Origin of the sequence: Acinetobacter qingfengensis, assembly GCF_008693185.1 — a bacterium.
Lineage (GTDB): Bacteria > Pseudomonadota > Gammaproteobacteria > Pseudomonadales > Moraxellaceae > Acinetobacter > Acinetobacter qingfengensis.
Genome location: NZ_VXKN01000005.1, coordinates 195,983 through 218,428, shown reverse-complemented (window position 1 = coordinate 218,428; position 22,446 = coordinate 195,983). Strand labels below are relative to the sequence as shown.

Sequence of the window (22,446 nt, the reverse complement as noted above, 5' to 3'; positions counted from 1 at the left end):
TAATGCTCTAAATCTTTTGTGATTTAAACATCCAGATAATCCAGTATACCTTCTGCGGCTTTGCGTCCTTCCCAGATTGCTGTTACAACCAGATCAGAACCACGTACCATATCCCCACCCGCAAAGATTTTTGGATTAGAGGTCTGGAACATAAATTCCTGTTCTTCCGGAGCAACCACTCGACCAGCACCATCTAAACTAATATTTTGTGTCGTAAACCAGTCTGCTGGACTTGGGCGGAAACCAAAGGCCAACAATACAGCATCAGCAGGTAGAATTTCTTCTGAACCCGGTACAGGCTCAGGACTACGGCGACCACGGCTATCTGGTTCACCCAATTGCGTTGTGACGACTTTTACACCTGTGACTTTGCCATTTTCACCAACCACTTCAATCGGTTGACGATTAAACAGGAATTCTACACCTTCTTCACGAGCATTACGGACTTCACGGCGAGAACCTGGCATGTTGGCTTCGTCACGGCGATAAGCACAAGTAACACTGGCTGCATTTTGGCGAATGGATGTACGGTTACAGTCCATAGCTGTATCACCACCACCTAGCACGATGACTTTCTTAGCTTCCATACTGATGTATTCTTCAGGATTTTTTTCCCAATTCTGGCAACGGTTGACATTGGCAATCAGAAAATCCAGCGCATCATAAACACCGTCTAATTCTTCACCAAGAAAACCGCCTTTCATGTAGGTATATGTTCCCATACCCATAAATACGGCATCATATTCGGCCAATAATTGTTCAATGGTCACATCTGTACCAATTTCGGTATTTAAACGAAACTCGATGCCCATGCCAGTGAAAATTTCACGGCGGCGTTTCATCACGTCTTTTTCCATTTTAAATTCAGGAATACCAAAAGTGAGTAGTCCACCAATTTCAGGGCGTTTGTCATATACCACAGGTTTTACCCCATTACGCACCAAAATATCGGCACAGCCCAAACCGGCAGGACCTGCGCCAATGATGGCAACTTTTTTATCGGTCCATTTAACCGAAGACATATCCGGACGCCAGCCCAAGGCAAACGCTGTATCGTTAATATATTTTTCTGCATTACCAATCGTTACTGCACCAAAACCATCATTCAAGGTACAAGCACCTTCACATAAACGGTCTTGCGGGCATACCCGACCACAAACTTCAGGTAAGGTATTGGTTTGATGGCAAAGTTCTGCTGCACGAAAAATCTGACCTTCTGCAATCAGTTTTAACCAGTTTGGAATGTAGTTATGTACAGGGCACTTCCACTCACAATAAGGGTTACCACAAGCTAGACAACGGTGTGTCTGATTTGCAGCAATATCAGCAGTAAATGGTTTATAAATTTCCACAAATTCTGCTTTGCGGACAGTAATATCTTTTTTCTCTGGATCCTGACGGGCAACATCCAGAAACTGAAAGTCATTATTTAGGCGCTGTGCCATAATTCTCTCCGTGGGTAAGTACGCATTTTCAATCATGTTCCAATGCGTACCTGCCTATTAAATGCAGTATGTTATTGTGGGTCGGCTTGAGTTGCTTTAAGCAAGGTCAACAAATTGGCTGCTTTGGGTTTGACGAGCCAGAATTTACGGCTGTAGTAATCAAACTCATGGCGAATTTTATACGCCCAGGCACTACCTGTTTCCTCAATGTGTTCATCCAGAATCTTCATCAGGAATTGCTGATGCTCTTCCATTGATTCAGTTGAAATACGGGTCAGGTCAATCAATTCATGGTTATAGTAATCCACAAAATCATTGTCCAAATCCAGCACGTAGGCAAAACCGCCTGTCATCCCTGCACCGAAGTTATGACCGACTTTACCCAATACAGTCACAATACCACCTGTCATGTATTCACAGCAGTGATCTCCTGCACCTTCGATCACTGCGAATGCACCTGAGTTACGCACGGCAAAACGTTCCCCTGCTGTACCTGCTGCAAACAGTTTACCGCCTGTTGCACCATACATACAGGTATTTCCAATAATTGCTGTTTCCTGACTACGGAAAGGTGAGCCTTGTGGTGGAAAGATCGAAATACGACCACCCGCCATACCTTTACCGACATAGTCGTTCGCATCACCTTCTAATTTGATATGCAAACCACCGGCATTCCAGACACCTAAAGACTGACCTGCCGTACCTTGTAACTTCAATACAACTGGGGCAATTTCCATCCCCAGATTGCCATGACGGCGGGCAATTTCACCAGATAATCTTGCGCCAATCGAACGGTCACAGTTACCAATGTTATAAGAGAACTCGCCACCTTCTCCGCTTTCAATAGCAGGTAGCATATCTGTCACCATTTGTTCCGCCAACAGGCCTTTATCAAATGGGTGGTTGCCTTGTACCTGACAATATTGTGCTTTACCTTCAGCAGATGGATGTGATTGCAACAATGGTGTTAAATCCAGATGGGCATGTTTATCAGTTTCACCCGGTAAAATTTCCAGTAAATCTACGCGACCAATCAAGTCTTTTAGCGAAGATACACCTAATGCAGCCAACCATTCACGTGTTTCTTCGGCAATAAAGCGGAAGAAATTGATCAGCATTTCAGGTTCACCAATATAGTGATCCTGACGCAATTTATCTTGTTGTGTCGCTACACCAGTTGCGCAGTTATTCAGATGACAAATACGCAAGTATTTACAGCCCAAAGCAATCATTGGTGTAGAACCAAAACCAAAGCTTTCTGCGCCAAGAATAGCTGCTTTTACAACATCCAGACCGGTTTTTAAGCCACCGTCAGTTTGGACACGTACCTTGCCACGCAAATCGTTAACACGTAATGCCTGATGCGCTTCACTCAAGCCCAATTCCCATGGCGAACCGGCATGGTGGATAGAAGACAATGGTGATGCTGCTGTACCGCCATCGTAACCAGAAATGGTAATAAAATCGGCATAAGCTTTGGCAACACCCGCAGCAATCGTCCCCACACCCGGTTCAGATACCAGTTTTACCGATACCATCGCTTGAGGATTGACTTGTTTTAAGTCAAAAATCAATTGTGATAAATCTTCAATTGAATAAATATCATGATGTGGTGGTGGTGAAATTAAAGTCACACCCGGTACAGAGTAGCGCAGACGTGCGATCAGGCTGTTAACTTTACCACCCGGTAACTGACCACCTTCACCCGGTTTTGCACCTTGCGCAACTTTAATCTGTAATACTTCGGCAGAAGTGAGATACGCAGGTGTTACACCAAAACGACCAGAAGCAATCTGTTTGATTTTTGAATTACGAATGGTGCCATAACGTGCAGGATCTTCCCCACCCTCACCCGAGTTAGAACGACCACCAATGGTATTCATGGCGATCGCAATTGCTTCATGGGCTTCTGGCGATAATGCACCTAACGACATTCCCGCAGAGTCAAAACGAGGGAGAATATCCTCTACCGATTCGACTTGTTCCACAGAGATTGAATGATCCGTTTTTAACTTGAATAAGTCACGAATCGTGGCAACTGGACGATGATTAACCAACTCAGCATATTCTTTAAAATGCTCATATTTACCGGAGCGCACCGCTTTATGTAGTGCATTAATTACATCCGGATTAAAGGCATGATATTCCTTGCCAAATACAAATTTCAGCATACCACCTTGATCAATCGGCTTACGAGCTTTCCATGCCAGATCAGCCAGTTTTTTCTGATCATTTTCAAGGTCAATAAATGTTGCACCCTGAATACGGCTTGGTACACCAATAAAGCAGGTATCCACCACTTCTCTGGAGAGTCCGACAGCTTCAAATAATTGGCCGCCACGATAAGAAGCAACAGTAGAAATTCCCATTTTAGACAAGACTTTAAGTAAGCCTTTATCAATCCCCTTACGGAAATTGGCCTGTGCATGAATAGGATCGCCCAGTAATTCACCTTTGGCGATCAGATCATTAATCACATCATAGGCAAGATATGGATACACGGCTGTTGCACCAAAACCAAGGAATACCGCAAATTGATGTGCATCACGTGCGAAACCAGTTTCAATAATCAAATTGGCATCGGAACGCAAACCTTTTTCAATCAAATGATGGTGTACTGCACCAGTAATCATCACTGAATTGGCTGGTAAATAACCTTCACGGATATTTTTATCAGACAAAATCAATAAAGTTTTGCCATCACGAATCGCCTGTGCCGATTCTTCACAAATACGTTGAATTGCAGCCGACAAACCTTCTTCCACAGGATAATTAAGATCAATTTCTGCCCGTTCATAGCCAGGACGATCCAGCTCGCGAATCAAATGCATTTTGGCATTCGACAAAACTGGGCTAGAGAAAATCACTCGATCTGCATGTTCAGGACTTTGTTCAAATACATTTTGTTCACGTCCCAGACAAGTTTCCAGTGACATAACAATGGATTCACGTAAAGGGTCAATTGGTGGGTTAGTGACCTGTGCAAATTGCTGACGGAAGAAATCCGAAACATGACGAACCTGACGGGATAAAACTGCCATTGGCGTATCATCACCCATTGAACCAACAGCTTCCTGACCACTTTCTGCAATTGGACGTAGCATTTGGTCACGTTCTTCAAATGTGACCATAAACATTTTTTGCGCTGCTTTTAACGCATCAGCAGTTAGCCCCTGATCCACCAACTCTTCTTCAAGTTGTTGGGTACCTTGTAATTTTAAAGAGCGTTCACGTAACCATTCACGATATGGACGCATTTTTTTCAAATGATTACTCACGTCTTTGGTATCTAATAATTTACCCGTTGCAGTATCAATTACCAAAATTTGTCCTGGGCCGACACGCCCTTTGGAAATCACATCTTCAGGTTCATAATCCCAAACACCGATCTCAGACGCTAAAGTGATATAGCCATTTTTGGTGATCACCCAACGCGCAGGGCGTAAACCATTACGATCCAGCATACAGATGGCATGACGACCATCCTGAATCACCAGACCTGCCGGACCATCCCATGCTTCCATGTGTTTGGAGTTAAATTCATAGAAAGCACGTAAATCAGCATCTAGTGTTTCAACGTTTTGCCATGCTGGTGGAACCAACATACGTAAGGCACGGAACAAATCCATACCGCCACCGATCAGAATCTCAAGCATATTGTCCAGACTTGATGAATCCGAACCGGTACGGTTAACCAATGGTTTTAGATCCAATAATCCCGGTAATAACGGATTTTCAAACTTTGGCGTACGTGCAACCGACCAGTTACGATTTGCAGTAATCGTGTTAATTTCTCCGTTATGTGCCAAATAACGGAATGGTTGTGCCAAAGGCCAGCGTGGCAATGTATTAGTAGAAAACCGTTGATGGAATACACAAATATGTGAAGCCAAACGCTCATCCGCCAAATCAGTATAAAAATCTGCAATCGCAGCAGGCATCATCAAGCCTTTATAGCTAATGACTTTAGAAGACAATGTAGTTACATAGAATAGTGGATCGTTTTGTAGTTTTTGTTCTGCACGGCGACGAGCTAAAAATAATTTACGGTTAAATTCAACCTCTGTCACACCCATTGGGCAATTGACCAATATTTGCTCAAATTTTGGCAAGGAACGTAAAGCAATTTCACCCAGTACATCATTATTTGTTGGGACTTCACGCCAGCCAATTGTACGTAATCCTTCCGCATCGAGTTCACTGCTTAGAATATTACGGGCGTTTTGCGCCAAAGCCGGATCAGTATTTAAAAAAATTGTTCCTGCAGCAAATACTTCGCTTAGCGTAATATCGCTAATCTTTTTCGCTTCATCACGAAAAAGTTGCTTTGGCATCGCCAGTAATAAACCACAACCGTCACCTGTTTTACCATCTGCCGCAATACCACCACGATGGGTCATACATGCCAAACTATGAATGGCTGTTTTGACCAAATGATGACTTTGCTCTCCTTGCATATGAGCAATTAAACCAAAACCACAGTTGTCTTTAAATTCATGCGGCTGATACAAACCTTGATCCGGTTGTTCAGTGGGAGCTACATTATTGAGCGATGGCATGTGCATAGCGTACCCTTCTATTCTACGGTGACCAAATACAGGTCAAAAACAGTTAAAGCAGAACCTCTTAGATGTTTAAGACTGCCTTACCATGCACAAACTTCATATAAGCAATACAGGAAAGCAATATCCAAAAAGCATAATTTGCACTTTTTTGTACAAATTACATTCTTTCAGTACATAAGACAGGATAAATATAACTATCTTTTTGTACCACAGTCTGCTGAGCCTATTTTTATAAGCAAAAAATATGCCACTTTTATATATTTTTAAGTTCATGAAATGTATGATTATTTTATATGTAAATTTTATTATTGCACCAAATTCTGCCTACCACTTTGCACTATTTAAACGCAAAATCTACCAACCCAAACATTATGAACCAATATAGTGCAAAAATTTAGAATGGATCGATAATTTGCTCTTCATTGGTATGTGGTTTTACTGGTTCTGTTATTTTTTGTTCAATCTGACCAGTTTTAACGGGTGAAGTTGCTGCATTTTGGGTCTTCACCATTTGTTCAGTCTTTGTGGCTGATTGATCAGCAGAACCAGCCAATGATGATGGTGTTACTGTCGGTTCGGGAGCAACAATGCGTGGTATAACGGTTTTAGTTAAAACAATATTACGTAATTTGGTTCCTGATAAAACTTCTTCACTGCCTAAATCCCGTACCAATGCAGAATAAGTAGATAAACTTTCAGGTAACACTTTTACAGATTCCGGCAATTCAAAATTAACTTTTTGTGATTGTTCTACTGCTTGTTGTGCAGAATCATACTGACCATAAATCAACACATATTGCTCTGGATTTTTACCATCTTGCAAACGTAAATAATTAAATTTTTTACGATCTTCACGCTTGGCCAAATAAGCTCGAATAATATCTTCTTCAGAAACCTTCATTAATTGCAGTGTCCATTTTTTATGATAATCTGCAACAAATTTTGCACCACGAAATTCAGCCTCATGGCTACTGACTTCAACACTACGCTGAGTCAAATTAAAAGGTGGCACTTCATCAGTAAATGTTCCCAAATTCTGATTCACTGCCACTTTTTCAATTTGTACAGGCCGATCAACATCTTGCTGTTGTTTTTGTTGTTGTGCAATTTCTACGGTTTTTGGCTTGTTTTGTACGATCCAAAAAATAAAAGTCAGCAACAAACATCCTACACCCAGAGCAAGCCAGATAATATTTTTCACTGTTTGCCAGTGTCTTGATAATGTTGCCATAATAACCTCTTATTTATTACGCGGCTTGCTGATGTGCCTGAATGGCTGCAATTAATGCATTCTGATCAAACTCATTGGTGATCACTGCTTTTCCCAGTTGTTTGAGAAGAATCAATCGTAACTGACCATCCAGCACTTTTTTATCATGTGACATGTAATTGAGAAACTGCTCTAACGGAATTGCCGGACTCACAATAGGTAAGTTTGCCGCAAGAATAATCTGTTGAATACGTTGTACATCCACAGTATCAATCCAGCCTTGGCGGGCTGAAAGCTCAGCAGCCATCACCATTCCTGTTGCAACAGCTTCACCGTGCAGCCATGTTCCATACCCTAGATAAGACTCAATCGCATGGCCAAATGTATGTCCAAGATTAAGTAATGCACGTTCACCTTTTTCTGTTTCATCATTGGCAACAATTCGTGCTTTATGCGCACAGCATCGATAAACAGCCTGAGCCAGTAAATCAGCATCACCAGCCATTAATTTAGACATATTTTGTTCAAGCCATAATAAAAATTCGGCATCACAAAGTAAGGCATATTTAATGACTTCGGCCATTCCTGCTGATAGCTCGCGAGGTGGTAATGTGTCTAAAACAGCCATGTCAGCAATAACAGCTTCAGGTTGTTTAAACGCACCAATCATATTTTTACCCAATGGGTGATTAATACCAGTTTTCCCCCCAACACTTGAGTCTACTTGTGACAACAAAGTCGTAGGGATTTGAATAAAGTTCACACCTCTTTGAAAAGATGCAGCCGCATAACCAGCCATATCACCAATTACACCACCGCCTAAGGCCACGATAGTACAATCTCGGTTAAATCCAGCTTGTAACAGTGCATCAAAGATTAAATGTAAATGCCCAAAATCTTTATATTTTTCGCCATCTGGTAAAATACAGGTCGCAACACTTTTACCTAATTGTTCAAATTGTAAAGTATATTTTTCCAGATATAAGGCTGCGACTGTCGTATTGGTTACAATCATGACTTGTTTTGCTTTAATATAAGGTGCCAGCAAACTCGATGCGTCCAGAGTATGCCCAATAAAAATCGGGTAGCGCCGCTCACCCAATTCAACAAAAAGTGTTTGCATAGTCGTCATATTCAAATAGATAAAGTTATAAAATTGACTGTTCTTCGATCAGCTTTAAAATTTTCAAAGCCAGATCACGTGCAGAACCCTGATGTGTTTCTATCACAAAATGCGCAACTTCACGATAAAGTGGGTCACGGCTTTGTAATAATTCTGTAAGCTTTTTTTCCGGATTATCCACTTGTAGCAATGGGCGATTGCGATCGCGATAAGTTCTGGCCAACTGAATTTCTACTGGTGTATACAGATAAATGACGACACCGCGCTGCTGTAATACCTGACGGTTTTCACGTTGTGTTACAGCACCGCCCCCTGTGGCCAAAACAATATTCTTTTGTGTGGTGAGGTCTGAAATAACAGCTTTTTCTCGGGCACGAAAACCCAACTCACCTTCTTTTTCAAAAATCCAGGGAATATTTGCCCCTGTCCGGGCTTCAATTTCATGATCACTATCAATAAAATTACGTCCCAGTAGTTCTGCCAGATAGCGGCCTACTGTGGTTTTCCCTGCACCCATTGGGCCCACCAAATAAATATTTGGAAGACCCTTTGTTTTACTATGGCTATTCAAGCGCCACCTATCTCTATGTTTTATATATCCTCTATATTAACGATTTGTGTCGCTATTGTCATTGACAATCCGTGGCGTCACAAAAATTAACAACTCATCTTTCTGTTTACTTTTGGATGTATTTCTAAATAAACGACCAATATACGGCAGGTCACCCAAAAATGGAATTTTTGTCACTGAATTTTCAGTGGTATCTTCAAACACTCCTCCCAACACCACTGTTTCACCACTACCTACCAACACATTAGTATTAATCTGGTTGGTTGAAATCAAAGCTTCGCCATTTTGTGCATAACCAGCTAAAGCATCTTTAGTAATATTAAGTTGCATAGCAACTTTACCATCTGGTGTAATGCTTGGCGTAACTTCCAATAACAAGACCGCATCTTTAAATGACGTTGTAGTCGATGTACTACTGCCTGAGGTACTGGTACTTTGATATGGAATTTGTACACCCGATTTAATCAATGCTTTTTGTTTATCGGCTGTCATGACTTTGGGCGTAGAAATAACTTCTGTCAAACCTTCTGCTTGTGAGGCAGAGAGTTCAAGATCTAGCATAAAGTCAGAAAACTTGATTAAACCAAAGGAAATTTGTCCAACCGCATCCTCAACACCCAAATCCACACTAACATTGTCAGATAAATCAGAATATTGTGTAGTATCAGAATCAGATAAGGTACTTAAAGAGCTTCTATCGCCAGCAATCAAAAAGTCATTACTTTTCGAAGCAATACCCCATTTCACCCCCAAATCTTTACTAAAAGAATCAGAAGCTCTTACAACTCGGGCTTCAACCATCACCTGTTTCACAGCAACATCAATTAAATCAATCATTTTACGGATTTCATCGATTTTAGCTGCAGTATCATTCACAATTAACGTATTGGTTCGCACATCGCTGGCGACTGAGCCACGAGGACTCAACATGTTTCCAGCCAACTCATCATTACTTGCCGTATTTGACCCATTACCAGAGTTATTGCTGGAAATGCCTTTACGTTCCGTAATCAGTTTTTCAATATCTGCAACTTTGGCATATTTCAACTGAATATAATCTGTCTGAATTGGTGCTAATTTAATACTTTGTGCAATCGCTTTAGCTTCATCTTCTTCGGCCTTTATCAATTCTGATACAGGTGCAACCCAAATGACTTTACCATTACGACGTTTATCCAAATTTTTGGTCTTAAGGATAATATCTAACGCCTGATCCCAAGGCACATCTTTTAGACGAATGGTAATTTGTCCCTGAACAGAATCAGCCGCAACAATATTGGTATCGGTAAAATCTGCCAGTAATTGTAAAACTCGGCGTACTTCAATATCCTGGAAATCAAGAGAAATTTTCTTACCCGTATAATTTTGTGATGCCCGCCCATTGGTAGCATTTTTTTGTTCTGGGCGTTTCACACTTACAGTCAACTTATCTTCTGACTGATAAGCCATGTACTCATAACTGCCCGTTGGCTGGATCACAATCACACCATTACTGCCTTCATTGTAGGCATCAATGGTATTTACTGGCGTAGAAAAATCATTAACATTTAAACGCCGAGCCAAATGAGTTGGAATTTTTGATCCCAAAAAACGTACAATGATTTTACTGCCTTGTTGTTGTACATCTACAGGTGTATGCGCACTTAACAAGCTAATATTGACCAGCCCTTCGCCTTGCGCACCACGTGCAAAACCGATATCTGACAATCCGGTCTGATTTGATGCTGTATTGACAACATTACCTGGAAGGCTAATTGCATTGGCTTTTTGTGAATTAATTTTTAAAACCAGTGTATTGCCTTCAGAACGAGTAGTGAATGTTCCATAATCTTTTAAATTAACCACCAGTCTGGCACGGGCATCATCAGCCTGAATATCAACACTGGAAGCTTCTGAGGTATTGACTGCAACAGCAGATGCGGGTGCATTATTTTTCACACCATCAAAATCCAGAACCAAACGTGATGGATTTTCTAATTGATAAGCTTTAGGCTGCGCAGGTAAACCATTAAATAACACACGTAATTCAGTACCTTCTGCATTTTGCATCGGTATCACTTGTGTAATCGCAACCTGAGCACTTACTACTTGCATTACCCCACAGGCTACCGCTGTCATTGCAAATCTTTTCATGGATAATCCCATCGTCATGATTAACCCCATTTTATTTAAAACTTTGATATTTTTCATTTTAAATTCCCTACCCTTATTGAATATCCGTACGTAACAATAACGTACGCGGCCGTTCAATATAGCCATCCTGACCATCAGGAACGACCTCGAGTAGATCTATTTGATTTGGACTGATACGGATGACTCGTCCATAATTTTTGCCCATGTAGTTTCCGGCCTGTACCTGCTCAATCTGACCATCTGGTGTACGTACCAATGCAATGGTTTTTCCTGCACTATTACGCATTGTGCCTTTCATGAGCAACTCTTCAAGCGCATAATTTTCCAATGGTTGAGAAGGTCGTGCCAGATTAGGATAAACCCGTTTGCCTGCCATGACTTTTAATTCATTGGCAATACTGGTTGGTACAAATGGACTTTTTAACTGATAGGCATCATAAGTGTAATTGGGAATAGGATTAAATGCCGGTGGGGGTGTAACTGCCAAAGGTGGTTTATCACGAATTTCCTGCATTTTTGCCTGCACATCATCAACCTTGGATTTACATCCAACCAATGCGATCGTCAACAATGTCAGTAGGCATATTGCGCCTTGACTATTTTTTCTCATTTTTTTTAGTCTCCGCATCTGCCGCTTTTTTCTCACTTTCATTCATGTAGCGATAAGTTTTGGCTTTGATATTCATTGCAAGTTTTGGTACTTCACTGCCTTTAACCTGATCAGCCTTGATACTAAAGTCATGCAGGGTAACAATACGCGGTAAAGCAGCAATTGCGCTAACAAAACCACCCATACTATGGTAATTACCGCTTACTGTAATATCGATCGGCTGCTCAATAAATACTTCCTGTTTAACTTCAGGTTGCAGTTGAATATTTTTAAACTCCAGCCCGGATTCAACCCCGGCAGTATTAATATCTTCAACCAACCCAGGAATTTCAGTTTCTTTGGGTAATTGCTGGAGTTGTTGATTAAACTGAGCTTCCATCAGTTGCAATTGTGCGTTATAGCTTTGCAAATTGCGCAATTTGGAATCTTTTTGTTTAAATTCGTTTAACAAATTTTCCTGTTGTGCTTCAGCACTGGCAATATCTTCCCGAATGCCTTGAATAATAAGAAAATAAGCCAGAAAGCCAATAAATATAAGAATTAACAAATACATGGTCAACTTGACTGCCAGAGGCCATGCACCAATATTGTTCATGTCAACTTGCTGCAATTGCTGCATGTATTTTTCAAAAGAAAAAGACTTTTTCTTGGATTTTTCTTCAGTTACATCCATTTCATCTAAATTCATGGTGTTACCCCTGCTTTTGCTTCAGGCTGTGCAGCATTCACGGCACTAACTGTATCCCCCAAATCAACAGTCACCACAAAATTACCATAACTGTCTTCTGGACGCGGTGTTACAGCACCTTGTTGTTGTGCTTTTGCTTCTGCTGCAACAAATGAATTCATAAATGCATTTCTAAACCAAGGAGATGATCCGAGATTACGCAAAAATTCAGAAACGATATTGGGATCTTGTGCCCGACCTTCGAGAGTAAATTTATCACCAGTACGGGAAAAACTGGTTAAATACATATTATTTGGTGTTAATTTTGTCATTTCATCAAAAATATGAACAGCCACTGGTCGTACAGCCTGCAAATCCTGAATCAGCTTCATACGCTGAATAATTTCATCACGGCGTGTTTGTAGGCCATCCAGACTTTTTAGTTTTTGATCTAGTTGTTGATTAGCTGTAACAATTTGTTGATTGGCTTGATTTTGATTATCCAGCAAATGTGAATAATACATATACACCATAAAGGTAGCAGCAACGCCCAAAATGGCAATCAAGATGCTGGTAGTGAAAAATTCTTTCTTACGGCGTTCCCGTAACTCCTCACGCCAAGGCAATAAGTTAATTTTAGCCATCAGTCAAAACTCCTTAATGCCAAACCACTTGCAACCAGCAAAGAAGGTGCATCATTTTCAAGTTTACGAACATCAACCTGAGGTGCATAACTCATACGTAAGAATGGATTGGCAATGGTGACACGATAACCGAGTGCTTCCTGTAATAATTTTGGAAAGCCAGTAATGTTGGCGCTACCACCAGCAAGAAGCAAGTGATCAATTTCTGAATATTGTGAAGAAGAAAAGAATAACTGTAATGAACGGGCAGCTTGCTGTGCAATTGCTTCCATAAATGGATAGAGTACTTCAGGCTCAAAATCATCCGGAAGATTTCTTTCTTTTTTAGCAAAGCCAGCTTCTGCAAATGACAGCCCATAACGTTGCTGTACATCAAGTGTAAGTTGCTTTCCACCAAAGGATTGTTCTCGACTATAGACGACCTGCCCCTGATCCAGCACGATCAAGGTTGTTTGTGTATGCCCAACATCCAGTACTGCAACAATATTTGCGCCAATTGGCAAGCTACCGGCTAATAAAGCGTAAGATCGCTCAAGTGCATAGGATTCAACATCCATGACTCGGGTTTTTAATCCAGCCAACTCAGCAACTTCAACACGTTTATCTACATTCTCAGTACGTGTTGCTACCAATAACACATCTACTTTCGCAGGATTTTTTTCATTAAAGGACAATACTTCAAAATCCAGACTAACTTCATCTAGCGGATAAGGAATATATTGTTCTGCATCCAGTCGAATCTGAACTTCACGTTCATCATCACCCATTTCAGCATCCATCTGGATAATTTTGGTAATTGCTGCAACTGCTGGTACAGCCAATGCCACTTGTTTGATATTTGGGTTAGCCAAATTGTAAACACGCTCCAGAACCTCAGCAACATGTTCTGAATCCATGATAGTTTTATCCACCACATCATTTTCAGCTAACGGTAGTACCCCATACGCCTCTACCTGATACTTACTGTTTTTTACACTAAGCTGTATCAACTTTACAGAAGTAGAACTAATATCTACTCCTATAACACTTTTAGTAGACTTAGAATTAAAATTAAACACTACTGATTATCCTATTCTTATCCCCTAACGAATCATGAAATAGAGTACGATTTCAACTTAGCAACATTTTATTGCTAACAATCTGTTACGCTTATCGCTATACTTATTCACAATCGCTCTCAATAAGTGCTTATTAAAACCTAGTTATTATGAAAAAGCTATCTTCTAAAGGACAGATTCATCCAATTTTTTCAGTTTTAATTTTAGGATTGCTTTCTGTTCCCATGGCATTTTATGGAATGTACCTCTATATTGCGCCATCTTTGCCAGATATGAGTAGCTTACAAAAAGCACCTCTTGAGCAACCACTACAAATCTACACCAAGGATAATATTCTCATTGGTGAGTTTGGTGACCGACTGTCTTTGCCTGTCCAATATAAAGATATTCCTCAAGATATGATTCATGCTTTTCTGGCCGCAGAAGATTCTGCTTTTTTCGAACATAGCGGTGTCAGCTTCAAAGGACTTGGCCGTGCGGTAACCGAGTCCATCAGTGGTTCAGCTCAAACTGGTGGCTCAACCATTACCATGCAGGTCGCAAAAAATTATTATTTAACTCCTGAACGTACTTTACGCCGCAAACTTACCGAAATTTTTCTGGCACGAAAAATTGAACAAAGCTTATCCAAAGAAGATATTCTGACACTGTATGTCAATAAAATTTTTCTAGGTAAAAATGCCTATGGTATTCAGGCAGCATCCAAAATTTATTATGGAAAAACTTTAAGCCAGTTGACTCTGGCAGAAAAAGCCATGATTGCAGGGTTACCTAAAGCCCCATCTAAATATAATCCTGTCGCCAATCCGGAACGAGCACTTGAGCGGCGCAACTGGATTTTGGGTCGTATGCTACAACTCGGCTACATTAATCAAGCACAGTATGAAACTGCCATTGCAGAACCAATTCAACTTAAACTTTATAATCATCGTGTAGAAGAAAAATACCCGTATTTAGCCGAACTTGTGCGCAAGGAACTTGTAGATAACTTCGGTGAACAAATCATTAACTCAGGCTTTAAAGTTTATACTACCGTAGACAGTCATCGGCAGGAACTGGCTGAACAAGCTGTTCAAGAGGGTCTGGAAAATTATGACCGCCGTCATGGCTGGCGTGGTGCAGAAGCACATGATAAACCATTAAAAAATTTTATTACTTTTGCCAACATGTGGCCTGCAAAAGTGACTAAAGTCAACGCCAATAGCTTTGAAGCGGAACTTAAAGATGGAACTAAAGTTACTGTGCCATGGTCAGGTATGAGCTGGGCGACACTGTACAGAAGCGCAGATAATCCTGGACCATCTGCCTCAAGAGCATCACAAATTGTAAAAGTAAATGATATTGTACGATTACGCCCAAATGATAACAAAACCGTCTGGAGTCTGGTTCAGGTACCTAAAGTACAAGGGCAGCTGATTGCACTTAATCCCAACAATGGTGCAATTGAAGCTATTGTTGGTGGTTTTAACTTTTATCAATCTAAATTTAACCGCGCAGTACAAGGCTGGCGACAACCGGGTTCGACCATTAAACCTTTTGTTTATGCGCTTGCACTTGAACAAGGCATGACACCCTATACTATGGTTGATGATGCTCCAATTACTATTGGACGATGGTCGCCACGCAATTCAGACGGGCGTTATTTAGGGATGATTCCTTTACGCCGTGCTTTATATTTATCTCGAAATACAGTTTCTGTACGTATGCTGCAAAGTGTAGGGATTGAAAGAACACGGCAATTTTTGATGGATATCGGCTTACACGACAAACAAATTCCTAGTAACTACACCATTGCCTTGGGTACACCTCAGGTTCTACCGATTCAAATGGCAACAGGTTATGCAGCATTTGCTAATGGTGGTTATCGTATACAACCTTATGTGATCGACCATATTACTGATACAACTGGTAAAGAAATTTTCAAAGCTAATCCTGCTTATGCCTGTATTCGCTGTATCAATCAAACTAATGCACAAGCTACGATTCAGGATGAAAATAATCCTCAAGCGGCTTCTACTGATATGGCTGCCGCATCTGTAGAACAGGCAACGTCTAGTGATCAGGCAGCAAATAATGTCCAACAAGACAACGCTGCAGAAATTTCCGGACAATATCGCAAAGCACAACAAATTCTGAAATCCAGTTCAGCATTTGATATGGCAAATATTTTACGTGATGTTATTCAACATGGTACAGGACGTGCTGCCTTACGTTTGGGACGCAGTGATTTGGGTGGAAAAACAGGAACAACCAATGATGCCAAAGATGCATGGTTTGCCGGATTTAATGGCAATTTAGTTGCAATTGCATGGGTTGGTTTCGATTCTCCAAGCACACTGGGACGGCGTGAATACGGTGGTGTAGCTGCATTGCCAATCTGGGTGAATTTTATGGCGGGAGCTTTAAAAAACCAGCCATACGCATGGGTCAAACTTGATGAAAATGCGAATAATCTTCAGCAGAATATTCAAAATAATTCATCTGATGTTGCTGAGTTAAAACGCCAACAGCAAGGTGTTCCACCTGTTGCTCGGCCAATATACAAACCAGCACCGTTACCATCAGTTACAGCACCTTCCCGTGATCGAGATTTTGAGGACTTACCTGGTGAAGAAATATTGTTACCCAATAATTCTCAACCACCGAAATTAAAAACACCTAGTCAGAATCATTCTGAACAGGTTCATCCTGATAGTATTTTTTAAGACTTATTAAAATTTAATCCTTACTATAAAGTTTGGTTTAGATCAAAAAAGTCCTTGACGAATAGCACGATCTTAGTCAAGGACTTTACTTGGACAAAAGCTTATTGAATCTCGATAAGCTTTTGTCCAATTCACTTTTATTCATCTAAAATGAGAAAAGATTGCTATCCCAGGCTAATGTTTCAACCTGATCATATATTCTAAAAATTAGAATTAAAAAAGCGGCTATTGCTAACAATTGCCGCTTTTTATATTTAAACCACAGGATCAACAACACATTTCAAAACAATGACGTCTTCGCTCTCAATTCAAATCGTTATTTCAATTTGAATAAAAAATCTAAATTAAATTGCAATTTGCTCCAGATGACTGGCACGTAAAATACCCTGCATTTTTGCAGGAACATGAAGAAGTTTAAGTTGATGCTGACCCGGACAAGCCCTCAGCCACTGAATAAACACTGCCAATGCCAGTGTATTTCCATGAGTTAATTGCTGCAAATCAATCAACATTGGCCAATGTTGATTGTTTTTGATTATTTGCAAACCTTGTCGGTAGACATCATCTGCATTTTCAAAATCAATTTGACCAATTACTGCAATTTGATTTTCTAGCTGCTGAAGCTTCGCCACATTTACACCTATATTAATTAATTTTCTTTTCTACAGCATCTGCGTTTGGTTTAAAACTGGCAATTGCTTTATTGACGTTTCCACCATTCTGCTGCACAGTTGCTTTAAATTGATCACGGAAAGTTGCTGCCAAATCGATACCACTGACATTAATATTGCGAATTTTCCATTGATCATTCACAGCATTCAATTGAAATGCCACTGGAATTTTACTGCCGTTTGCAGATTTAAAGTCAATCATCACCACTGGTGTAGCCGAGTTAGTGTTTTTGTAAGGACGTAAGGTGTAACCTTCATTGCTATATTTTCCTAGGCCTTTGGCATAGGTACGAATAATACTGTCACGGAAATTTTGGGTAAATTGACCACGCTGTGCAGGTGTAGTGTATTGATTCGAATAATATTGTCCCATTACCAATCGGGTGAAACTCTGTACATCCACATGCGGTTCAATATTTTGTGCCACAATTCGATTAATCACTGCTGCATTGTTCAGTTGTGCCTTATTCTGTTTTAACTGGGTAATTAATTGATCAGAAATACGCTTTACAAAGGCAGGCGGTGTTTCACTTGGCGCAGCAAAAGTTAAAGAACTTGCCAATAGACTGGCTACAGAGGTTGCCAATAACACTTTGTTACTTACTGCCATGAGTTTTCTCCTTAAGATTATTCAATGAATGCTGGTTGATCAGCGGTTGTCTGTGCAGAAGCCGGCTGAGTTTGTGTGTTTTTATCTGTGGATACTGGTGCTTTTTGATCGCTTGTTGTGCTCTCACTTTGACCAGAACTACCGGTAATAAATTTGTTTACCAAATCTTCTATTTCGATGGTTCCCTGTGTTTGCGTATCAGGAAAACTACCACCAACCGGAATATAGTTAAATGAACCACCTGGTTCAACTTTCAGATATTTTTCACCAATGATACCGTTAGTCGCTACTTTAATATAAGCATCCTGGTCGATTGTTGTGATGTTTTTCATGTTGTTGATCAGTTTGCTTTGCATAGCTTTTTGTTGCTGCGGTGTGGCCTGCTCATAATCGTAACTATACTGCAAATCTTCCAAGGCATTTTTTTGCACTTGTTTCATTTGCTCAGGTGTAAATGTTGTTAATTTTTTGTCCATGATCATAGTTACTACAGCTTTATCTGCTACCGGATCAAAATCGATTTTGGTCACCTGACCGACTTTTACACCACTAATAGTGACTTTGGCACGTTCTTTTAATCCACTAATATTATCGAATTTGGCAGTTAAGGTATATGTTTCACCTAGGTTTATACCGGCTAGACCACTCACTCGCATCGCCAATAAAAACAGTGCCAGCACAAATAAAACAACAAAGATCCCAACGGCCAGCTCAACTGTACGTGATTTCATTAAAAGCCTCCGAACATGACCGCAGTCAACACAAAATCAAAACCCAGAACACACAAAGAAGAATATACAACTGTACGTGTCATTGCTGTGGCGATTCCTTCTGGTGTCGGAATACAGGCATAACCTTGATACACAGCGATCCAAGTACAAATAAAAGCAAAGACCAGACTTTTGATAATTGTACCGTTTAAAATATCTTTACCAAATTGTACAGAAGCCTGCATTCCATTCCAGAAAGAACCGTCATCTGCTCCTAAAAAATCTACACCAACCAGCTTGCCACCAATAATTCCAACCGCAGCAAAAATTACCGTTAACATGGGCAAACTTACAATCCCAGCCCATAATCTTGGAGAAACTACTTGTTTTAGTGGATCAACACCAATCATTTCCATGCTGGCCAATTGTTCAGTCTGTTTCATGGAGCCAATTTCTGCTGTTAAGGCAGAGCCTGCACGTCCGGCAAATAATAATGCAGCAACAACTGCCGCCAATTCACGCAGCAATGTCAGAGCAACTGCTGTACCGAGCATGGCTTCACTACCAAAACTCACCAATATGCTGTACATCTGCAATCCAAGCACGGCACCGATAAACAATCCAGACACACTGATGATTAACAGTGACAATACTCCGACACGATACATCTGATAAATAAATAATTTTACACCCTGCCATGTTGGCACAGAACATAAAACCTGTAGCAGCATGATTGCCGCATTTCCAATGCCTTGAACGCGTTCAATCAAACGCCGTCCAAGCAAGGCGATTGCATTCATTGTGCTACCTCTTGCTGCGACAAATAAGGAACATGACTAAATTGATAATCCACAGGCCCATCTATCGAACCTGTTAAAAACTGCTGCACAAATGCAGATGGGTGCTGACGCAACTCATCCGGTGTTCCTTCACCCTGAACTTTGCCTTCCGCAACAACATAAATATAATCGGCAATCGATAAAGTTTCTTCTACATCATGCGATACGATAATCGTGGTTAAATCCAATGCTTCACGTAAAGAACGAATCAACCTGGACAATACACCCATGACAATCGGATCCTGACCAGCAAAAGGCTCGTCATACATAATCAGCTCAGGATCAAGTGCAATTGCGCGAGCCAATGCAACACGGCGATTCATCCCACCCGAAAGCTCAGAAGGCATCATGCTTTCTGCACCACGTAGTCCAACTGCCTCAAGTTTTAAGCCAACAACTTCCCTGATTAAGTTTTCTGAGAGCTTGGTATGTGCCCGAATAGGAAATGCAACATTTTCAAATACACTCATGTCAGTAAATAATGCCCCACTCTGAAATAACATACCAATTCTGGATCGCACCTCAAACAAGGCTTTACGTGACATATCAGCAATATTCTTACCTTCAATCAGTACTTCCCCATGATCAGGTTTAAGCTGCCCACCAATCAAACGCAACAATGTGGTTTTGCCTGTTCCTGAAGGTCCCATAAATGCCGTAATTTGACCACGACGAATGGTGACATCTATTCCATCGTAGATTACACGCTCACCACGTTTGAAACTTAAATTTTTTACTTCAATCAACGCAGGTAAAGTCGTTTGTGAAGATTGACTCATCTTTTTATCCCTTCCGGAAAAAGCATATTTTACAAATAAATCATCAGAATAACGTTATAGATTTGCTAATTTTATCCACACAATTCATTTTATTGAGAAAACGCAAGACAGGATATAAATATTGAAAACAAATATATTATATCTTGTTCAAATATTTTTAACATCCATAAAAAAACACGTCCGTAGACGTGTTCATTTTAAATCAGTAATTTAGGCATCATTTGACCATTTACGGCGGCGTTCACCACCTTCACGTGGCTGACGTTCACCACCTTCACGGTTATAACGGCGCTCACCACGATCACCTTGAGAAAAACGGCGTTCAGTATTGTCATGACGGCCAAAACGGCGTTCGCCAAATTGTTCGCCACCATCCTGACGACGTGGACGTTGTTCACCGTCAAATTCACGACGTGCCGGGCGATCACTACCATCACGATCACGGAAACTACGTGGTTTATCATCATTAAACTGACGTTTTGGACGTGAGAATTCAGAACGTTCTCCACCACCAAAACCACGTGGTTTATCACCAAAGCTACGACGTTCGCCACGATCACCGTAAGATTTACGTTCTTCACGTGGCTTATAATCTACACGATTACCACGGTTGTCATCTTCAAAACGTGGACGATCCTGACGTTCGCCACGTGGCTTATCAAAACTTTTAGCACCGAAACGACTACCCGCATCACCCGCAGTATTTGCAGAAAAATCATTGCGATCACGGCGTGGCTGACGATCTTCATTCTTGAAATGACCTTCACCTTCCAGACGGCGACGACCACCAAAACCACGTTTATCATCACCAAAGCTACGGCGTTCACCGCGATCTGAACGATCAAAACCACGTCCACCGCCACGACGCTCACCGCCACGACCTTTGCCATTACCATTACCGTTACGACGAGGGCGTTCTGGTGGTGGAGATGGCTCTAAACCTTCGATTTCAGAAACGTTTAAACGAGTTTCCAAATAATCTTCCAGCGCACGAATTTTGCCGCGCTCACGATATGTTGCCAAAGTTACAGCCTGACCTGAACGACCTGCACGACCTGTACGACCAACACGGTGTACATAATCCTCATGTTTCATCGGTAAACCAAAGTTGATCACGTGAGAAATTGTTGGAACATCCAAACCACGTGCAGCAACATCAGTTGCAACCAAAATACGAGCTTTACCTTCACGAATACTGCGTAAACGGCGGTTACGTACAGATTGTGGCATTGCACCATGCAAGGCAACTACAGAATGACCTGCTTCTGCTAATTCTTCAGCCAGCATATCTGTATCTTCTTGTGTAGAAGCAAATACTACTGCCTGATCAAGTTTCTCATCACTTAACCAATGGCTTAGTAATTTTTTCTTGTGTTCAAAACCATCTGTCCAGTGTAATGTTTGGGTCACATCTGTATTGGTTGTATGGCCTGTTTCAATGGCGATACGTTCCGGACTATTCATCATGCGTTCTGCTAATGAAATGATACGATCGGCAAAAGTCGCAGAAAACATTAATGTTTGTTCGCGTTCACCAGCCAAATCACTGATTGCAGCCAAATCTTCAGCAAAGCCAAGATCAAGCATACGGTCCGCTTCATCAACGATTAAAGCATGGACTTTATCTAATTTTAATTGACGACGATTAACCAAATCCAATAGACGACCCGGTGTTGCAACAAGTACTTGCGCACCTTTTAACTGCTGAATCTGTTTACCAAAAGGCATACCGCCCATGACAGCAGCAATACGCACACCTTTCATGTGACGAACCAGATCAATCGCGTCATGGCTAACTTGTTGCGCCAATTCACGTGTTGGGCAAAGAACTAAAATAGAAGGCGTAGGCACTGCACGCATACGTTCTTTAAATGGAACAAATACATTTTGTTCAGCCAAAGCATTTAATGTTGGCAAAAGGAATGCAACTGTTTTACCTGAACCAGTCTGGCTCGATACTAATAAATCCTTCCCTTCCATAGCGGCAGGAATTGATTGTTCTTGTACTGGTGTAGGAGCGGTAAAGCCTAAATCATTCAGTGCTAGTTGTAGTGGTTCCGCTAGGGAAAAATCAGCAAAAGTCTTGCTCATAGAGAGTTTCACCTA

General features: G+C 41.0%; 16 protein-coding genes and 1 pseudogene. 1 reads left to right on the top strand and 16 read right to left on the bottom strand.

Annotation, left to right across the window (positions count from 1 at the left end):
• Positions 1-23: 23 nt before the first annotated feature.
• The 10 genes from F4V57_RS08730 to F4V57_RS08685 all read right to left on the bottom strand — a co-directional run bounded on the left by F4V57_RS08730 (position 24) and on the right by F4V57_RS08685 (position 14,026).
• Positions 24-1,445 carry an FAD-dependent oxidoreductase gene (locus F4V57_RS08730; protein ID WP_070070639.1) on the bottom strand — a complete coding sequence of 474 codons (1,422 nt, stop codon included), beginning with the start codon at positions 1,443-1,445 and terminating at the stop codon, positions 24-26.
• Between the two features lie 71 nt (positions 1,446-1,516).
• Positions 1,517-6,004 (bottom strand): glutamate synthase large subunit, encoded by a 4,488-nt coding sequence (gltB, locus tag F4V57_RS08725; protein ID WP_171257565.1) that lies wholly within the window; start codon positions 6,002-6,004, stop codon positions 1,517-1,519.
• Positions 6,005-6,404: 400 nt separating this feature from the next.
• Positions 6,405-7,241: a hypothetical protein gene (locus tag F4V57_RS08720; RefSeq protein WP_070070641.1), complete on the bottom strand. Its 837-nt coding sequence runs from the start codon at positions 7,239-7,241 to the stop codon at positions 6,405-6,407.
• Positions 7,242-7,257: 16 nt separating this feature from the next.
• The gene (gene aroB / locus F4V57_RS08715; RefSeq protein ID WP_070070642.1) at positions 7,258-8,343 is read right to left on the bottom strand and encodes a 3-dehydroquinate synthase; all 1,086 of its coding nucleotides are present in this window, start codon (positions 8,341-8,343) and stop codon (positions 7,258-7,260) included.
• Between the two features lie 25 nt (positions 8,344-8,368).
• A complete protein-coding gene (aroK, locus tag F4V57_RS08710; RefSeq protein WP_227515711.1) occupies positions 8,369-8,914 on the bottom strand; it encodes a shikimate kinase AroK in 546 nt (181 codons plus the stop codon).
• Between the two features lie 36 nt (positions 8,915-8,950).
• The gene (pilQ, locus tag F4V57_RS08705; protein WP_070070737.1) at positions 8,951-11,059 is read right to left on the bottom strand and encodes a type IV pilus secretin PilQ; all 2,109 of its coding nucleotides are present in this window, start codon (positions 11,057-11,059) and stop codon (positions 8,951-8,953) included.
• Positions 11,060-11,120: 61 nt separating this feature from the next.
• A complete protein-coding gene (locus F4V57_RS08700; protein WP_070070644.1) occupies positions 11,121-11,657 on the bottom strand; it encodes a pilus assembly protein PilP in 537 nt (178 codons plus the stop codon).
• Positions 11,644-12,345 carry a type IV pilus inner membrane component PilO gene (locus F4V57_RS08695; protein ID WP_070070645.1) on the bottom strand — a complete coding sequence of 234 codons (702 nt, stop codon included), beginning with the start codon at positions 12,343-12,345 and terminating at the stop codon, positions 11,644-11,646. Before F4V57_RS08695 ends, F4V57_RS08700 begins: the two co-directional genes overlap by 14 nt.
• Positions 12,342-12,968 carry a PilN domain-containing protein gene (locus F4V57_RS08690; protein WP_070070646.1) on the bottom strand — a complete coding sequence of 209 codons (627 nt, stop codon included), beginning with the start codon at positions 12,966-12,968 and terminating at the stop codon, positions 12,342-12,344. The genes F4V57_RS08695 and F4V57_RS08690 overlap by 4 nt, the downstream gene beginning before the upstream one ends.
• Entirely contained in the window at positions 12,968-14,026 is a 1,059-nt protein-coding gene (locus F4V57_RS08685; RefSeq protein ID WP_070070647.1) for a pilus assembly protein PilM, read from the bottom strand. The genes F4V57_RS08690 and F4V57_RS08685 overlap by 1 nt, the downstream gene beginning before the upstream one ends.
• Before the next feature lie 149 nt (positions 14,027-14,175).
• On the opposite strand from F4V57_RS08685, the pseudogene F4V57_RS08680 reads away from it, so the two are divergent.
• A pseudogene (locus F4V57_RS08680) lies at positions 14,176-16,474 on the top strand (penicillin-binding protein 1A); the annotation flags it as partial.
• Between the two features lie 601 nt (positions 16,475-17,075).
• Here the strand turns inward: F4V57_RS08680 and F4V57_RS08675 are convergent.
• The 6 genes from F4V57_RS08675 to F4V57_RS08650 form a co-directional block, all read right to left on the bottom strand.
• Positions 17,076-17,363 carry an STAS domain-containing protein gene (locus tag F4V57_RS08675; protein WP_070070649.1) on the bottom strand — a complete coding sequence of 96 codons (288 nt, stop codon included), beginning with the start codon at positions 17,361-17,363 and terminating at the stop codon, positions 17,076-17,078.
• 13 nt (positions 17,364-17,376) lie between these two features.
• Positions 17,377-18,012 (bottom strand): MlaC/ttg2D family ABC transporter substrate-binding protein, encoded by a 636-nt coding sequence (locus tag F4V57_RS08670; protein WP_070070650.1) that lies wholly within the window; start codon positions 18,010-18,012, stop codon positions 17,377-17,379.
• A gap of 17 nt (positions 18,013-18,029) precedes the next feature.
• Positions 18,030-18,743 carry an MlaD family protein gene (locus tag F4V57_RS08665; RefSeq protein WP_070070651.1) on the bottom strand — a complete coding sequence of 238 codons (714 nt, stop codon included), beginning with the start codon at positions 18,741-18,743 and terminating at the stop codon, positions 18,030-18,032.
• Positions 18,743-19,522, bottom strand: coding sequence for a lipid asymmetry maintenance ABC transporter permease subunit MlaE (mlaE, locus tag F4V57_RS08660; RefSeq protein ID WP_070070652.1), 780 nt, complete (start codon positions 19,520-19,522; stop codon positions 18,743-18,745). The genes F4V57_RS08665 and mlaE overlap by 1 nt, the downstream gene beginning before the upstream one ends.
• Complete coding sequence (locus F4V57_RS08655; RefSeq protein ID WP_070070653.1) at positions 19,519-20,340, bottom strand: ABC transporter ATP-binding protein; 822 nt, start codon at positions 20,338-20,340, stop codon at positions 19,519-19,521. Before F4V57_RS08655 ends, mlaE begins: the two co-directional genes overlap by 4 nt.
• A 210-nt stretch (positions 20,341-20,550) precedes the next feature.
• Positions 20,551-22,431: a DEAD/DEAH box helicase gene (locus tag F4V57_RS08650; protein WP_070070654.1), complete on the bottom strand. Its 1,881-nt coding sequence runs from the start codon at positions 22,429-22,431 to the stop codon at positions 20,551-20,553.
• Between the last annotated feature and the right edge of the window lie 15 nt (positions 22,432-22,446).